Raw genomic sequence first — 14,102 nt, 5'->3', positions numbered from 1 at the left:
TACAGATTTGTGTGCCGTCACTCGACAGTCCCGGCAATCGTAAAAGTTTCGGCCCAAGTTTCATTGGGCAACTGCTTCGCGCCGATTCAGTCCAGCTGAGCTATCATCGCGTTTTTTGCCGGGAGTTCAGATGGCCAAGGCCAAACGCATGTACGGCTGCACCGAGTGCGGCTCAACCTTCCCCAAGTGGGCCGGCCAGTGCGGCGAGTGCGGGGCCTGGAACACCTTGACCGAAACCATGGTCGAGAGCGGCGGGGCTGCGGCCCCCAGCGGTCGCACCGGCTGGACCGGCCAACAGGCGCAGATCAAGACCCTGGCCGAAGTCAGCGTCGAGGAAATACCGCGCTTTTCCACCGCGTCCAGTGAACTGGACCGGGTCTTGGGTGGCGGTCTGGTGGACGGTTCGGTGGTGCTGATCGGCGGTGACCCCGGCATCGGCAAATCAACCATTCTTTTGCAAACCTTGTGCAACCTCGCCAAAAGCATGCCGGCGCTGTATGTCACCGGCGAAGAGTCCCAGCAACAGGTGGCCATGCGCGCCCGGCGTCTTGGATTGCCGCAGGATCAACTGCGCGTCATGACCGAAACCTGCATCGAAACCATCATCGCCACTGCCCGGGTCGAAAAGCCCAAGGTCATGGTGATCGACTCGATTCAGACGATCTTCACCGAGCAACTGCAATCGGCACCGGGCGGCGTGTCCCAGGTTCGGGAGAGCGCGGCATTGCTGGTGCGCTACGCCAAGCAGAGCGGCACGGCGATTTTTCTGGTTGGCCACGTGACGAAAGAAGGTGCGCTGGCCGGTCCGCGCGTGCTGGAGCACATGGTCGATACCGTGCTGTATTTCGAGGGTGAATCCGACGGTCGCTTGCGCTTGTTGCGGGCGGTGAAGAACCGTTTCGGTGCAGTCAACGAACTGGGCGTGTTCGGCATGACCGACAAGGGCTTGAAGGAAGTGTCCAATCCGTCGGCGATTTTTCTGACCCGTGCTCAAGAAGAAGTACCGGGCAGTGTGGTCATGGCGACGTGGGAAGGGACCCGACCGATGCTGGTGGAAGTCCAGGCGCTGGTGGATGACAGCCATTTGGCCAACCCGCGCCGCGTCACGCTGGGACTGGATCAGAACCGGCTGGCGATGTTGCTGGCAGTACTGCACCGTCATGGCGGCATTCCGACCCACGATCAGGACGTGTTCCTCAACGTGGTGGGTGGCGTGAAGGTGTTGGAAACCGCTTCGGACCTGGCGCTGATGGCGGCGGTCATGTCCAGTTTGCGCAACCGGCCGCTGCCCCATGATCTGCTGGTGTTCGGTGAAGTCGGTTTGTCTGGCGAAGTGCGCCCGGTGCCCAGCGGTCAGGAGCGTTTGAAGGAAGCCGCCAAGCACGGCTTCAAACGGGCCATTGTGCCCAAGGGCAACGCGCCGAAAGAGGCGCCGCCGGGGTTGCAGATTATTGCCGTGACGCGTCTGGAACAGGCTCTCGACGCATTGTTCGAATAACCTCCATCATTGCAGGAGCCAGCAAGCGGGCTCCTGCAATGGCATGTTCACACCTCTATAAGCGCACCCAATTCCCGCTCCATCGCCTTCTGATCCCCCAGATTGAGTTCGATCAACCGCCGCAGGCACTCGATGGAATCCAGGCTGATGTGTCGGCAGACGAAACCCAGCTGGCCGTGATCGTCGTGCGTTAGCTGCACATCCATCTTGATCTCGACGTCTTTATTCAGATGAATGTCGACGGAAAAAGCCTTTGCCCGATCGCCCAGCCACGGCTCGGGTTTTTCGATCAGCAACCCCTTGAGTGACAGGTCAATCAACTTCACTGGCCAGATGAAGTCCCCTTGGCACAGCTCTGTTCGGGCGTCGAACTCAATACGTTTGAAGCGGCGGCGATCGGCAGGGTGTTCACTCATGGCGCAATCCTCTGAATGTTCGCTGACTATAGACCCGCATTGTCAAAGCCTGCCAGCCCAGAGGGCGTCCAGACCAACGTCGGGGTATGGCCTTTGCCGTCAGCCGAGCTAAACTCGGGGTGGCTGTCTTTCTTGTCCACCCTGGCTGGAATCATAAAATGAAAAATAATAATAGCCTGCTACGCCACCTACCCTGGCTGCTGCTGGCAATCGTAGGCGCGTGCGCCCTTGGTGTAGTGGCATTGCGTCGCGGCGAGGCAATCAATGCCTTGTGGATTGTGGTCGCTGCCGTGGCCATTTATCTGGTTGCGTACCGTTACTACAGTCTGTTCATCGCTAACAATGTGATGCAACTCGATTCGCGACGGGCCACCCCCGCCGTGCTCAACAACGACGGTCTGGACTACGTACCGACCAACAAACACATCCTCTTCGGTCACCATTTCGCGGCCATCGCCGGCGCAGGTCCGCTGGTCGGTCCGGTTCTGGCGGCGCAGATGGGCTACTTGCCCGGCACGCTGTGGCTGATTGCCGGCGTGGTGCTGGCCGGTGCGGTTCAGGACTTCATGGTCCTGTTCATGTCCACCCGCCGCAACGGTCGCTCCCTGGGCGATATGGTCCGTGAGGAAATGGGCCGCATCCCCGGCACCATCGCGCTGTTTGGCTGTTTCCTGATCATGATCATCATCCTCGCGGTGCTGGCGCTGATCGTGGTCAAAGCCCTGGCCGAAAGCCCGTGGGGCATTTTCACGGTGATGGCGACCATCCCGATCGCGATGTTCATGGGCATTTACATGCGCTACATCCGTCCGGGTCGTATCGGTGAAATCTCCGTGGTCGGCGTATTGCTGCTGCTGGGGTCGATCTGGCTGGGCGGGCAGATTGCCGCCGATCCGGTCTGGGCCAAGGCGTTCACCTTCAATGGCGTCCAGATTACGTGGATGCTGGTCGGTTACGGTTTCGTGGCCGCCTCGTTACCGGTCTGGCTGATCCTGGCGCCACGTGACTACCTGTCGACGTTCCTGAAAATCGGCACCATCGTGGCCCTGGCGATCGGCATCCTGATCACCATGCCAGAGCTGAAAATGCCGGCATTGACCCAGTTCGTCGATGGCACTGGTCCGGTGTGGAAGGGCGGTCTGTTCCCGTTCCTGTTCATCACCATCGCCTGTGGCGCGGTCTCGGGTTTCCACGCACTGATCTCGTCCGGCACCACGCCGAAACTGCTGGATAACGAAGTCAACTCCCGTTACATCGGTTACGGCGCCATGCTGATGGAATCCTTCGTCGCCATCATGGCGATGGTCGCCGCGTCGGTGATCGAGCCGGGCGTCTACTTCGCCATGAACAGTCCAGCGGCAGTCGTCGGTGGTGATGTGGTGGCTGTGGCTCAAACCGTCAGCAGTTGGGGTTTTGCAATTACCCCGGAAGCGCTGCAAGCAGTGGCCAAGGACATCGGTGAAACCACCATCCTGGCCCGCGCGGGCGGTGCGCCGACCCTGGCGGTCGGTATCGCGCAGATCCTGCACAGTGTCCTGCCGGGTGAAAACACCATGGCGTTCTGGTACCACTTCGCGATCCTGTTCGAAGCGCTGTTCATCCTGACCGCGGTAGACGCCGGTACCCGTGCCGGACGCTTCATGCTCCAGGACTTGCTTGGCTCCTTCGTACCGGCGCTGAAACGCACCGAATCCTGGACGGCCAACCTGATCGCCACCGCCGGTTGCGTGGCGATGTGGGGCTGGTTGCTGTATCAGGGCGTGATCGATCCGCTGGGCGGCATCAACACCTTGTGGCCGCTGTTTGGTATCTCCAACCAGATGCTGGCCGGTATCGCGCTGATGCTCGGCACCGTCGTGCTGATCAAAATGAAACGTCAACGCTACGTCTGGGTCACGATGCTCCCGGCAGTATGGCTGCTGATCTGCACCACCACGGCCGGCTTCATCAAGCTGTTCGACGCCAACCCGGCGATCGGCTTCCTGTCGCTGGCGAAGAAATACAGCGATGCGCTGGCCAACGGTCAGATCCTCGCCCCGGCCAAGGACATCACTCAGATGCAACACGTGATCTTCAATGCCTACACCAACGCAACGCTGACGGCACTGTTCCTGTTTGTGGTCTTCAGTATCCTGTTCTATGCGCTCAAGGTCGGTATTTCCGCCTGGGGTACCAAGGAGCGTACGGATAAAGAAGCACCGTTCCAGGCGCTGCCTGATGCGTAATCGAGGAATGCACGATGTTCAATGACCTGAGTCGCCTCGGTAAATACCTCGGTCAGGCCGCGCGCCTGATGGTCGGCATGCCCGACTACGACAACTACGTCGAGCACATGCAGACCAAACACCCGGACAAACCGGTGATGAGCTACGAAATGTTCTTCCGGGAACGTCAGGAAGCCCGTTACGGTGGCAAGGGTGGGCCCAAGTGCTGTTGACCCGGTTGCCGGATTAGCAGCAACCCCTGTGGGAGCTAACCTGCCAGCGATGGCGGCTGAACATTCAACATCCTTGTTGATTGACAGTCCGCCATCGCTGGCAGGCAAGCTCCCACATTTATTTTGTGTTGATACTTTAACTTTGTGAGACAGGAGATCCAGTTTGTCCTCTCCCATCCCGGTAACAATCCTCAGCGGCTTCCTCGGCGCCGGCAAGACCACGCTGCTGCGCCACCTGCTCAAAACCGAGCACGGCCTGAAAATTGCCGTGATCGAAAACGAATTCAGCGACGCCGGCATCGACACCCAACTGTTGGGTGATGAGCCGGTGCAAGTGATGACGCTGTCCAACGGCTGCGTCTGCTGCACGATTCACACTGACCTGACCAAGGCGCTTTACCTGTTGCTCGAACGCCTGGACAGCGGTGAAATCGCCTTCGACCGCCTGGTGATCGAGTGCACCGGCCTGGCGGATCCGGCCCCCGTGGCGCAAACCTTTTTCATCGACGAAGAATTGCGCGAGCGTTACATCCTCGATGGCATCATCACCCTGGTCGACGCGGCGCATGCCGATACTCATCTGACCCAAACCATCGCCCAGGCGCAAATCGGTTTTGCCGACCGCTTGCTGGTGAGCAAGCGCGATCTGGTGGACGAGCCAACGTTCACCGCATTAAGCGAACGCCTGACCCGCATCAACCGTCGCGCGCCTATCCGCGTGGTCGACCACGGCAAGATCGACCTGGCCGAATTGCTCGACGTGCGTGGTTTCAATCTCAATGCCGACCTGGGTGGCGGCGTGAGTTTGCGCCCGGTCAGCAAGGCGCCTTCCATCGACCGCATTTCCAGCTTGGTGCTGCGCACTGACAAGCCGCTGGATATCGACAAGCTCAGCGAGTTCATGAACGAACTGCTGGAAGATCATGGCAAGCAACTGCTGCGCTACAAAGGTGTGTTGAGCATTCTCGGTGAGCCGCGGCGGATGGTGTTTCAGGGTGTGCTGAAGTTGTACGGATTCGATTGGGATACGGAATGGGCGGACGGCGAGGCGCGTGAAAGCGTGATCGTGTTTATCGCCGATGATCTGCCGGAAGAGAAAATTCGAGAGGGCTTTGCGCGGGTGGCCGCGGGCTGAAATATGTGTAGCGTCAGTGATGACGCTATCGCGGGCTTGCCCGCGATGGCGATCTACCCCGCAACACGATTCTGGCTCAGGCCCGGTCCCGTGCTCAGCAATGTTTCCTCCAGATAATCCAGATGCCTGCTGAGCAGCATGACCGCCTTGACTGCCTCGCTACGCTCTACTGCATCCAGAATCCCTGCATGCACCTGCCAATCGCAATAACCCTCCACCCGCACCTCAACCTGCGCAATCGCCAGCGAAGACAGCGGCACAAGGCTGCCCAGAAAATGCGCCAATGGTGCATTCCCCGCCATTTCCGCCAACTTCAGATGAAACTCCCCCGACAACCGGATCGCCGCCCCACGCGCTGCACAGTGACGCTCGCTATCGATCAGGGCTCGTAGACATTTCAAGTCCTGTGACCGGGGCTGCTGGCACGCCAGCCGCACCACCATGGTCTCAGTCAACCGCCGGGCATGCAGTGTCTGCCGAATCAGCTCGCTATCGAGCATGGCGACGCGGGGGCGATGGTTGGCCCGAAGGACGATGACCTGCTGATGGGACAGTTGCGTCAACACCCCGCGAATCTCACTGCGGCGAACACCGAACATTTGCGCCAGGCTCTCTTCAGTAAAGCGGCTGGCAGCATGGAGGCGTTGTTCGAGAATGGCGTCGAAGACTCGCGAGTAGAGATCATCCGCCGGCGGAGAAAAGGGCAGGGCGACAAGAGTGTGCGGTGAAGCGAAGCTGTTCATGGCCTGTCTCCGGTTTTATAGGTTTCAACTGCCGAGGTTGTCGTCCGGAATATTCAATTCGATGCCCATCCGCTTTCCTTCGCGAAGGATATGGCGGCGCATTTCGGCACTGGCCTGGGCGCTGTTCTTGCTGCGAATCGCGCGCACCACGGCTTCGTTCTCTTCCAGACGCTCAGCCAGATGCTCGGGGGAGTTGCGCAACACCTGTGCGCTTTGCTTGAGGGCATTGCTCGTCTGCTGCACCACGCTCTGGAAGATCGGGTTCGAGGTCAGGGTGAACAGCTCTTCGTGGAAGGCGATGTAGGCGTTTACGCCCGCCTCGCTGTCGTTGGCCTCCAGGGCTTCGCGCATGTCCATCAACGTCAGGCGCAGTTGCCCGACTTCCTTGCTGCTGATGGATTGCGCCACCAGGCCGACGATAAACGGCTCAAGGGTGTAGCGCAGTTGCAGCACATCTTCGAGGCTTGCACCGGCCACCGCGCTGTCGTGGCTTTGGCTGTCACTCAGATTGGCGTCCAGCACCACCACGCCTTTGCCGGGCATTGAGCGCACCAGGCCGAGGGTCTCCAGCACGATCACCGCTTCGCGCAGGCTAGGGCGGCTGATGCCCAGTTGCTCGGCCAGTTCACGCTGGCCCGGCAACATCTCGCCGGAGCGCCACTGACCACGGGCCAGGGCGGCCCGAAGTTTTTCTACCACTGAATTGACGACGGTTGACGAGGTAATCACTGTTCGCTCCAAGTCGCGATGAATGTGCCCGCCCGCAGGCAGGCACATGTTGTTTAAAATTCCTGCTGATGCGCCGGGGCAACCGGTTTTTTCGGCTGGAAGGTATAACCGACCTGACCCGAAAGCACTTTATTTGCCCGTTGGATATCGATGTCTTTTTCCCACCGTGCGATGGCCACGGTGGCAACGCAGTTGCCGATCAGGTTGGTCAGCGCGCGGCCGATGCCCATGAACCAGTCCACCGCCAGCACCAGCACCAGGCCGACCACCGGAATCGCCGGAATCGCGGTCAGCGTCGCCGCCAGAATCACCAGCGCCGAGCCGGGAATCCCGTGTGCGCCTTTGGACGTGATCAATGACACCAGCAGAATCGTCAGCAGATCGGTCATGGCCAGCGGCGTACCGGTGGCATTGGCGATGAAGACGATGGCCAGGGTCAGGTAGATCGAAAAACCGTCCAGGTTGAACGAGTACCCGGTTGGAATCACCAGGCCCACCGTCGAGCTGCCGATGCCCAGATGCTCAAGCTTGCGCATGATTTGAGGCAGCACGGCGTCGGACGACGCGGTGCCCATGACGATCAGCAATTCTTCACGCAGGTATTTGAGCAAAGGCCACATCTTCAGGCCCGAAAGGCGCATCACCAGGCCGAGAATCAGTGTCACAAACGCCACGCAGGTCAGGTAAAACAGACCGACCAGGCTGCCCAGGTGTTGCAGCGAATCCAGGCCATATTTGCTGGTGGTGAAAGCGATCGCGCCGAACACGCCGATCGGCGCCAGGCGCACGATCATGCCCATGATGCGGAAAATCACGTGGCTGAGCTCGTTGATCAACCGGGAAATACCCGATGCCGCTTCGCCCACCAGGTTCAGCGCGCTGCCGAACAGCACCGAAAACAGCAGCACTTGCAGAATGTTGTTCTCCGCGAAGGCGCCGATGACCGAGCTCGGGATCAGGTTCATCAGGAACTGCGAGGTGGTTTGCATATGCTGACCGCGCTGGGCGATGTCGCCCATGTCGGCGGCGGACAACTGCTCCAGATGAATGTTCGCGCCGCTGCCGATGCCGGTGGTGAACGCGAACACCAGGCCAATCACCAGGGCAATGGTGGTCAGCACTTCGAAGTAGATCACCGATTTCAGGCCGATGCGCCCGACCTTCTTCAGGTCGCCGGCTCCGCTGATGCCGCTGACCACCACGCAGAACACGATCAGACCAATGAGCATCTTGATCAGCTTGATAAAGCCGTCACCGAGCGGTTTGAGCTGGGCGGAATATTCGGGAAGGGTCAGCCCGCAGACGATGCCGAGCACCAGTCCGAGAACCACTTGGAGGAAGATTGAACGCGAGCACCATCTGAGCATGGGAGGAATCCTGGTCGGTGTCCTGGCTGCCGTGCGCGGGGCGCATCAGATTCAGGACTTAATTATTGTGGTCTTACCGGTATGTCCAGTGCAGGCGCAGTCTACGCTGGATTTTTTCAGGATTACAAGGGTAAGCAGACAAATTGGCATTACCGGTCTGACCAGTGGTGCTGGTCCCGTAGGAGCTGCCGTCAGATTAGCCGTCAGGAATTTCAGTCAAAAAAAAACCGGCCATCGCTGGCCGGTTTTTTCATTGCTGCGGTTTAGCGGGCTGATTAAGCGCCGTACACCGGCAGCTTCTTGCAGATGGCCTTGACCTTCTCACGAACGGCGTCAATCACCGCTTCGTTGTTCAGGTCAGCCAGGATGTCGCAGATCCAGCCGGCCAGCTCTTTGCACTCAGCTTCCTTGAAGCCACGAGTGGTCACAGCCGGAGTGCCGAAGCGCAGGCCGGAAGTAACGAACGGGGAGCGTGGATCGTTTGGCACGGAGTTCTTGTTCACGGTGATGAACGCTTTGCCCAGAGCGGCGTCGGCGTCTTTACCGGAGATTTCCTGCTTGATCAGCGACAGCAGGAACAGGTGGTTTTCAGTACCGCCGGAGACCACGTCGAAACCGCGCTCGATGAATACGCTGGCCATGGCCTGGGCGTTTTTCACCACTTGTTGCTGGTAAGCCTTGAACTCAGGTTGCAGGGCTTCCTTGAAGCAGATCGCTTTGGCGGCGATCACGTGCTCCAGCGGGCCACCCTGGGCGCCCGGGAATACCGCGGAGTTCAGCTTCTTCTCGATGTCGGCGTTGGCGCGCGCCAGGATCAGACCGCCACGTGGACCGCGCAGGGTCTTGTGGGTGGTGGTGGTCACCACGTCAGCGAAAGGAACCGGGTTCGGGTAGACACCAGCGGCGACCAGACCGGCCACGTGGGCCATGTCGACGAACAGGTAAGCGCCAACCTTGTCAGCGATTTCACGGAAGCGCGGGAAGTCCAGGATCTGCGAGTACGCAGAGAAACCGGCCACGATCATTTTCGGCTTGTGCTCAACGGCCAGACGCTCGACTTCGTCGTAGTCGATCAGACCATTGGCGTCGATGCCGTACTGAACGGCGTTGTACAGCTTGCCGGAGGAAGAAACGCTGGCACCGTGGGTCAGGTGACCACCATGGGCCAGGCTCATGCCCAGGATGGTGTCGCCTGCTTGCAGCAGAGCCAGGTAAACGGCGCTGTTGGCTTGCGAACCGGCGTGTGGCTGAACGTTGGCGTAATCGGCGCCGAACAGCTCCTTGGCGCGGTCGATAGCCAGTTGCTCGACGATGTCGACGAACTCGCAACCACCGTAGTAGCGCTTGCCCGGGTAACCTTCGGCGTACTTGTTGGTCAGTACCGAGCCTTGAGCTTCCATCACCGCAGGGCTGGTGTAGTTTTCCGAAGCGATCAGCTCAATGTGCTCTTCCTGGCGCTGAGCTTCTTGCTCCATGGCGGCAAAGAGATCGGCGTCGTACTTGGCAATAGTCAAATCACGGCTGAACATGGCGGTCCTCAAGGATCGGGGCAGAAAAGGGGGGCATTCTAACCCAATGGGTTTTAGATGGCATATGAAAGGAGATCATGTCGCAGACAAGTGGGCTTCATGACGGGATCAGCGGTGATCATGCCGGCCTGTGGCGAGGGAGCTTGCTCCCGTTGGGCTGCGAAGCGGCCCCAAAAATCTTGTGAGCGCTGCGCACTCAAGCGGGAGCAAGCTCCCTCGCCACAATAATTGCGCTTCAGTCGAACATGAACAACGCATCATTGCTGAACTGCGCTTCAAACCGGCCCGCCGGCATCGGACGCCCGAACAGATACCCCTGAACCTCATCGCAACCATGCTCACGCAGGAAGTCCAGTTGCTCATGGGTTTCCACGCCTTCGGCGATCACCGCAAGATTGAGGCTGTGGGCCATGGCGATGATCGCCCGGGCAATCTGCGCATCCTGTTCACCTGAGGGCAATCCGTCGACAAAGGTGCGGTCGATTTTCAGCACGTCGATCGGGAACTGCTTGAGGTAGTTGAGCGATGAATAACCGGTGCCGAAGTCGTCGACCGCGATGCTCAGCCCGAGGTTTTTCAGCCCGGCGAGAATCTGCATCGCCTCGCTGACTTCGCGCATCAGGATACTTTCGGTCAGTTCCAGTTCCAGGCACGCCGGCGGCAGGCCGGTTTCCTTGAGAATGGTGGCGATCCGCGTGCCGAGCTGGCCGTCGGAGAACTGCCGTGCGGAGATGTTCACCGAGACCTTCGGCACCCGCACCTTGGCCTGATGCCAGGACTTGAGCTGACGGCACGCCTCGCTGATCACCCAGTCGCCAACGTCCACCACCAGGCCGAGCTCTTCGAGCACCGGAATGAAGTCCCCCGGCGGCACCAGGCCACGGCGTGGATGACGCCAGCGCAGCAAGGCTTCGGCGCCGGTCAGGCGTTTGCCGTCGCCGCTGAACTGCGGCTGGTAATACAGAACGAATTCGTTTTGCTCCAGGGCATGGCGCAAGTCGCTTTCCAGCTCCAGGCGCTCGAGGGCGCTGGCGTTCATGTCGGCCTGATAGAACTGGAAGTTGTTTTTGCCGCGTTCCTTGGCGTGGTACATCGCGGTGTCGGCGTTCTTCATCAACTGACTGAGTTCGTTACCGTCCTGCGGACTCAGGGCGATGCCGATACTGGCGGTGACGAAAAACTCGCGGCCTTCGAGCACGAACGGTTTCACCAGGCTGGCGAGGATCTGCTCCGCCACGTGTATCGCCCGGTTCAGGGCGATTTCCCGATTGATGCGCGGTTGCAGCAGCAGGGTGAACTCGTCGCCGCCCATGCGCGCTACGGTGTCGTCGTCATCGACGCAACCGAGCAGGCGCGTGGCCATTTCCTTGAGCATGCGATCGCCGGCAGCGTGGCCCAGGGAGTCGTTGATCGGCTTGAAACGGTCCAGGTCGAGGAACATCAGCACCACCCAGGACTTCTGCCGTTCCGCCGATTGCAAGGCGGTGTGCAGGCGATCCTGGAACAGCGTGCGGTTGGGCAGGTGGGTCAGGGCGTCGTAATAGGCGAGACGGTGAATCCGTTGTTCACTGGCCTTGCGCTCACTGATGTCGCTGAAGAAGCACACGTAGCTGGCCAGATCGCCTTCGTCGTCGAGCACCGCCGTGATGCCGACCCACGCCGGGTAATGCTCGCCATTGCGTCGCTTGAGCCAGACTTCGCCTTCCCAGGTGCTGTGCTGGTTCAGTTGCTTGAGCACATAGCGCAGATGCGCTTCCTGCTGCTCGTCGACGGTCAGCATGTTCGGCAACTGGTCGAGCACCTGCTCCACCGCATAGCCGCTCACGCGACTGAACGCTTCGTTGGCCTGGACGATGTAGCCCGCCGGGTCGGTGATCAGAATCGCCGAGGTCGAGTGTTCGAATACCGTGGCCGCCATGCGCAGGTCTTTCTCTGCGCGGCGTTGTTGGCTGATGTCGCGACCGACACCGAGCACGCCTTCGAAGGCGCCGTGTTCATCCCAGACCAGCACCAGGCGCAGCTCGATAGGAATCTTGCGCCCGTCGGCCCGCAGGCAATCGAACAGGAACAGCTGGGTTTGCACCTGACTGCGCAGCAACGCCAGTTGGTCGGGCTTGTCCAGCGCCTTGCTGACGCGGTCCATCAGGCTGTAGATGCCGGACAATTGCTGTGGGTTGGCAATGGTCGTCTGCCAGCCGTTCTGGAAGATCCAGTCGGTGTCGTAGCCCAGCACGGCCTGCACCGACGGGCTGACGTAGTTGAGCGAGAGCTTGCTGTCGGTGGAGAAGATCACATCGCTGATGCTTTCGGCGAGCATCCGGTAACGCTGCTCGCTGTCGCGCAGGGACTCGCTGGCTTCGATCTGCTCAGTGATGTCCTTGGCCACACCGATGATACGGGTGACCTGGTCATGTTTGTCCCGCGCCAGCGCCTGCTCACGAATGTCGAACCGCCGCCATTGGCCATCGCGATGACGGAAGCGCAGTTGGCATTGCAGCAATTGGGTGTAGCCGGCGTGACGCTGGGTCTGGCGCGAACGGTGGTAGTGGTCGGCATCTTCGGGGTGCAGGAGGATTTCCCAGAAGTACTCGCCCATCTGGTGCAGCTCGGTGCGGTTGTAGCCGAGTGTCTGGCCCAGGTGGTGGTTGCTGAAGATCATGCGCTGGCTGATCACGTCCTGCACATACAGATGATCCGGCACCGTGCGCACCACATCGGACCAGAACCCTTCACGCTCGAGCAGCGACAATTCAATGAGCTTGCGGCTGGTGATGTCGTTGATGCTCAGGATCACCGCTTTATAGTCATCCTGGTCTTCCGGCAGGCGCAGCACCAGCCACAAGTGCTGGTCGCGACCGTTGGCGTCCGGGAGTTTTATCTCCAGCTCGAGCTGTTTCTGCTGGTTGAGCACCGCGTCGAGCACTTGATTGCCGATGGCAGTGCCGTCCAGCGGATTGCCGTCGATCAGCAGTTTCCAGGCTTGTTCGCAGGTGTTGACGTTGAGCAGTTGCAGGGCAACCTGGTTGACCTCGGTGATGCGCAGTTCCTGCAGCAATTGCTGCCGTTGCTCCGCAGATTCCAGCCAGCCACGCAGTTGTTCGCTGCTGTGCAACCGGGCTTTGTCGAACGCCTGCTTGAGCCCCGACACGTCAAGTACACACAGCGCCACGCCGGTACCTTCGAAAATATCCTTGTAGCGCCGACGACCTTCAGTCACCTGGCGCTGACGGCGGCGCATGTTCAGCAGGGCAATCAGCGGCAGCAGGGAGAGCGCCAGCCCCAACAGGCATTTGCCGATGAACGCCGGTAACAATTCTTCAATCACGCGCTTGCGGTCGAACAAACCGCGCAATTGCCAGTCGCTGCTGCTCAGAGGAACCGTCAGCACGCTGTTGGCCACATCCTCTTCGGTCAGCTCGCCCGGCTTGGCCGAGGGGCGCGAATCATCGCGACTGATGACTTGGTGGTTGAAGCGGTTTTCCACCAGCCACATTGGGCGGATGCCGGTTTCGTTCTGTTTGGTCAGTGACGAGAAAAAGCTCGGCTTCAGGCGCAGGGCCCAGTAGCCACGCGTGCTGCCGCTGGACTGATGCAGCAGCAAGTGCACCGTCGAACCGTTATCGGCGTTGCTGAAATAGTGGGCCTGGCGACGGCTGTGACGAACCAGGTCGGCGAGGTAGTCGGCGTCCTCGCTGTCGGTGGCGCTGTCACTGAGGATTTTGCCGGAGGGACTCAACAGCGCAAGACTGATCAGGTCGGGCAAGGATTTTTGCAGCTTGCGGAGCAACTCCTGCTGTTCGTCGGCGCTTTGTGGCTGTTCGACGATCGGTAGCAGGTTGAGGGCGATCTGCGCGTTGAGTGCCATGTTCAGGCTGACTTGCGCGGCCAGATCGGCGGTGTAGTCGATGGTGTACTGACGCTGGTTTTTCTGGGTTTCGCGCAGCTGATCCAGCAGTTGCCAGAACAGCAGGGCGAGCAGCAGCAACACCAGTGTCGCCAGCGCACCCTTCAAGGTTCCGCGCAGGGGGGAGCCGGGCGCAACAGTCGGTGCACGGGGGATCAGGGGCGGAGTGACATTGGACAAACTGTAATCCTGCGGTTTGGCTGGACTGGCGCGACGTGCACTATAAGCCGGACGCCCGGAGGGCGGCTAGCATGCCTTGAGTTGTGGCAAAGTGCCAGTCCCTCCCGGCTGGACTGCCTCTCGTCATTCAGGTAGCTTTGCCGGTTACGCGGGAGCGTTCCAGC

Annotated in this window: 10 protein-coding genes; 4 read left to right on the top strand and 6 right to left on the bottom strand. The window is 60.1% G+C overall.

Translation table 11 applies throughout. The features are described 5' to 3' along the window. The first annotated feature begins 130 nt into the window (after positions 1–130). A complete protein-coding gene (gene radA, locus ACM1ZW_RS04890; protein WP_008040321.1) occupies positions 131–1,498 on the top strand; it encodes a DNA repair protein RadA in 1,368 nt (455 codons plus the stop codon). A gap of 47 nt (positions 1,499–1,545) precedes the next feature. Here the strand turns inward: radA and ACM1ZW_RS04885 are convergent, their stop codons facing one another. Next, a complete protein-coding gene (locus ACM1ZW_RS04885) occupies positions 1,546–1,914 on the bottom strand; it encodes a PilZ domain-containing protein (protein ID WP_414878329.1) in 369 nt (122 codons plus the stop codon). 158 nt (positions 1,915–2,072) lie between these two features. On the opposite strand from ACM1ZW_RS04885, the gene ACM1ZW_RS04880 reads away from it, so the two are divergent. From ACM1ZW_RS04880 to yjiA, 3 genes are all read left to right on the top strand, one after another. Beyond that, positions 2,073–4,139 carry a carbon starvation CstA family protein gene (locus tag ACM1ZW_RS04880; RefSeq protein WP_017340881.1) on the top strand — a complete coding sequence of 689 codons (2,067 nt, stop codon included), beginning with the start codon at positions 2,073–2,075 and terminating at the stop codon, positions 4,137–4,139. Between the two features lie 14 nt (positions 4,140–4,153). Beyond that, a complete protein-coding gene (locus tag ACM1ZW_RS04875) occupies positions 4,154–4,351 on the top strand; it encodes a YbdD/YjiX family protein (protein ID WP_007895266.1) in 198 nt (65 codons plus the stop codon). 163 nt (positions 4,352–4,514) lie between these two features. Beyond that, positions 4,515–5,486, top strand: coding sequence for a GTPase (gene yjiA / locus ACM1ZW_RS04870; protein ID WP_017340880.1), 972 nt, complete (start codon positions 4,515–4,517; stop codon positions 5,484–5,486). A gap of 53 nt (positions 5,487–5,539) precedes the next feature. Here the strand turns inward: yjiA and ACM1ZW_RS04865 are convergent, their stop codons facing one another. The 5 genes from ACM1ZW_RS04865 to ACM1ZW_RS04845 all read right to left on the bottom strand — a co-directional run bounded on the left by ACM1ZW_RS04865 (position 5,540) and on the right by ACM1ZW_RS04845 (position 13,938). After that, the gene (locus tag ACM1ZW_RS04865; protein WP_416740258.1) at positions 5,540–6,229 is read right to left on the bottom strand and encodes a GntR family transcriptional regulator; all 690 of its coding nucleotides are present in this window, start codon (positions 6,227–6,229) and stop codon (positions 5,540–5,542) included. A gap of 24 nt (positions 6,230–6,253) precedes the next feature. Continuing rightward, positions 6,254–6,958 (bottom strand): FadR/GntR family transcriptional regulator, encoded by a 705-nt coding sequence (locus tag ACM1ZW_RS04860; protein WP_414878326.1) that lies wholly within the window; start codon positions 6,956–6,958, stop codon positions 6,254–6,256. A gap of 53 nt (positions 6,959–7,011) precedes the next feature. Then, positions 7,012–8,325: a C4-dicarboxylate transporter DctA gene (locus ACM1ZW_RS04855; RefSeq protein ID WP_414878325.1), complete on the bottom strand. Its 1,314-nt coding sequence runs from the start codon at positions 8,323–8,325 to the stop codon at positions 7,012–7,014. 275 nt (positions 8,326–8,600) lie between these two features. Beyond that, entirely contained in the window at positions 8,601–9,854 is a 1,254-nt protein-coding gene (glyA, locus tag ACM1ZW_RS04850) for a serine hydroxymethyltransferase (protein WP_017340875.1), read from the bottom strand. Between the two features lie 235 nt (positions 9,855–10,089). Beyond that, positions 10,090–13,938 (bottom strand): EAL domain-containing protein, encoded by a 3,849-nt coding sequence (locus tag ACM1ZW_RS04845; RefSeq protein WP_414878323.1) that lies wholly within the window; start codon positions 13,936–13,938, stop codon positions 10,090–10,092. Between the last annotated feature and the right edge of the window lie 164 nt (positions 13,939–14,102).

Source organism: Pseudomonas sp. NFX71 (genome assembly GCF_048079215.1).
GTDB classification, from domain to species: domain Bacteria; phylum Pseudomonadota; class Gammaproteobacteria; order Pseudomonadales; family Pseudomonadaceae; genus Aquipseudomonas; species Aquipseudomonas fluorescens_B.
This window is presented reverse-complemented; position numbering and strand designations above follow the sequence as displayed.

Excerpts from the sequence above, each read along its gene's own strand:
- radA (WP_008040321.1), top strand. The coding sequence starts at position 131 with ATGGCCAAGGCCAAACGCATGTACGGCTGCACCGAGTGCGGCTCAACC.
- ACM1ZW_RS04885 (WP_414878329.1), bottom strand. The coding sequence starts at position 1,914 with ATGAGTGAACACCCTGCCGATCGCCGCCGCTTCAAACGTATTGAGTTC.
- ACM1ZW_RS04880 (WP_017340881.1), top strand. The coding sequence starts at position 2,073 with ATGAAAAATAATAATAGCCTGCTACGCCACCTACCCTGGCTGCTGCTG.
- ACM1ZW_RS04875 (WP_007895266.1), top strand. The coding sequence starts at position 4,154 with ATGTTCAATGACCTGAGTCGCCTCGGTAAATACCTCGGTCAGGCCGCG.
- ACM1ZW_RS04865 (WP_416740258.1), bottom strand. The coding sequence starts at position 6,229 with ATGAACAGCTTCGCTTCACCGCACACTCTTGTCGCCCTGCCCTTTTCT.
- ACM1ZW_RS04855 (WP_414878325.1), bottom strand. The coding sequence starts at position 8,325 with ATGCTCAGATGGTGCTCGCGTTCAATCTTCCTCCAAGTGGTTCTCGGA.
- glyA (WP_017340875.1), bottom strand. The coding sequence starts at position 9,854 with ATGTTCAGCCGTGATTTGACTATTGCCAAGTACGACGCCGATCTCTTT.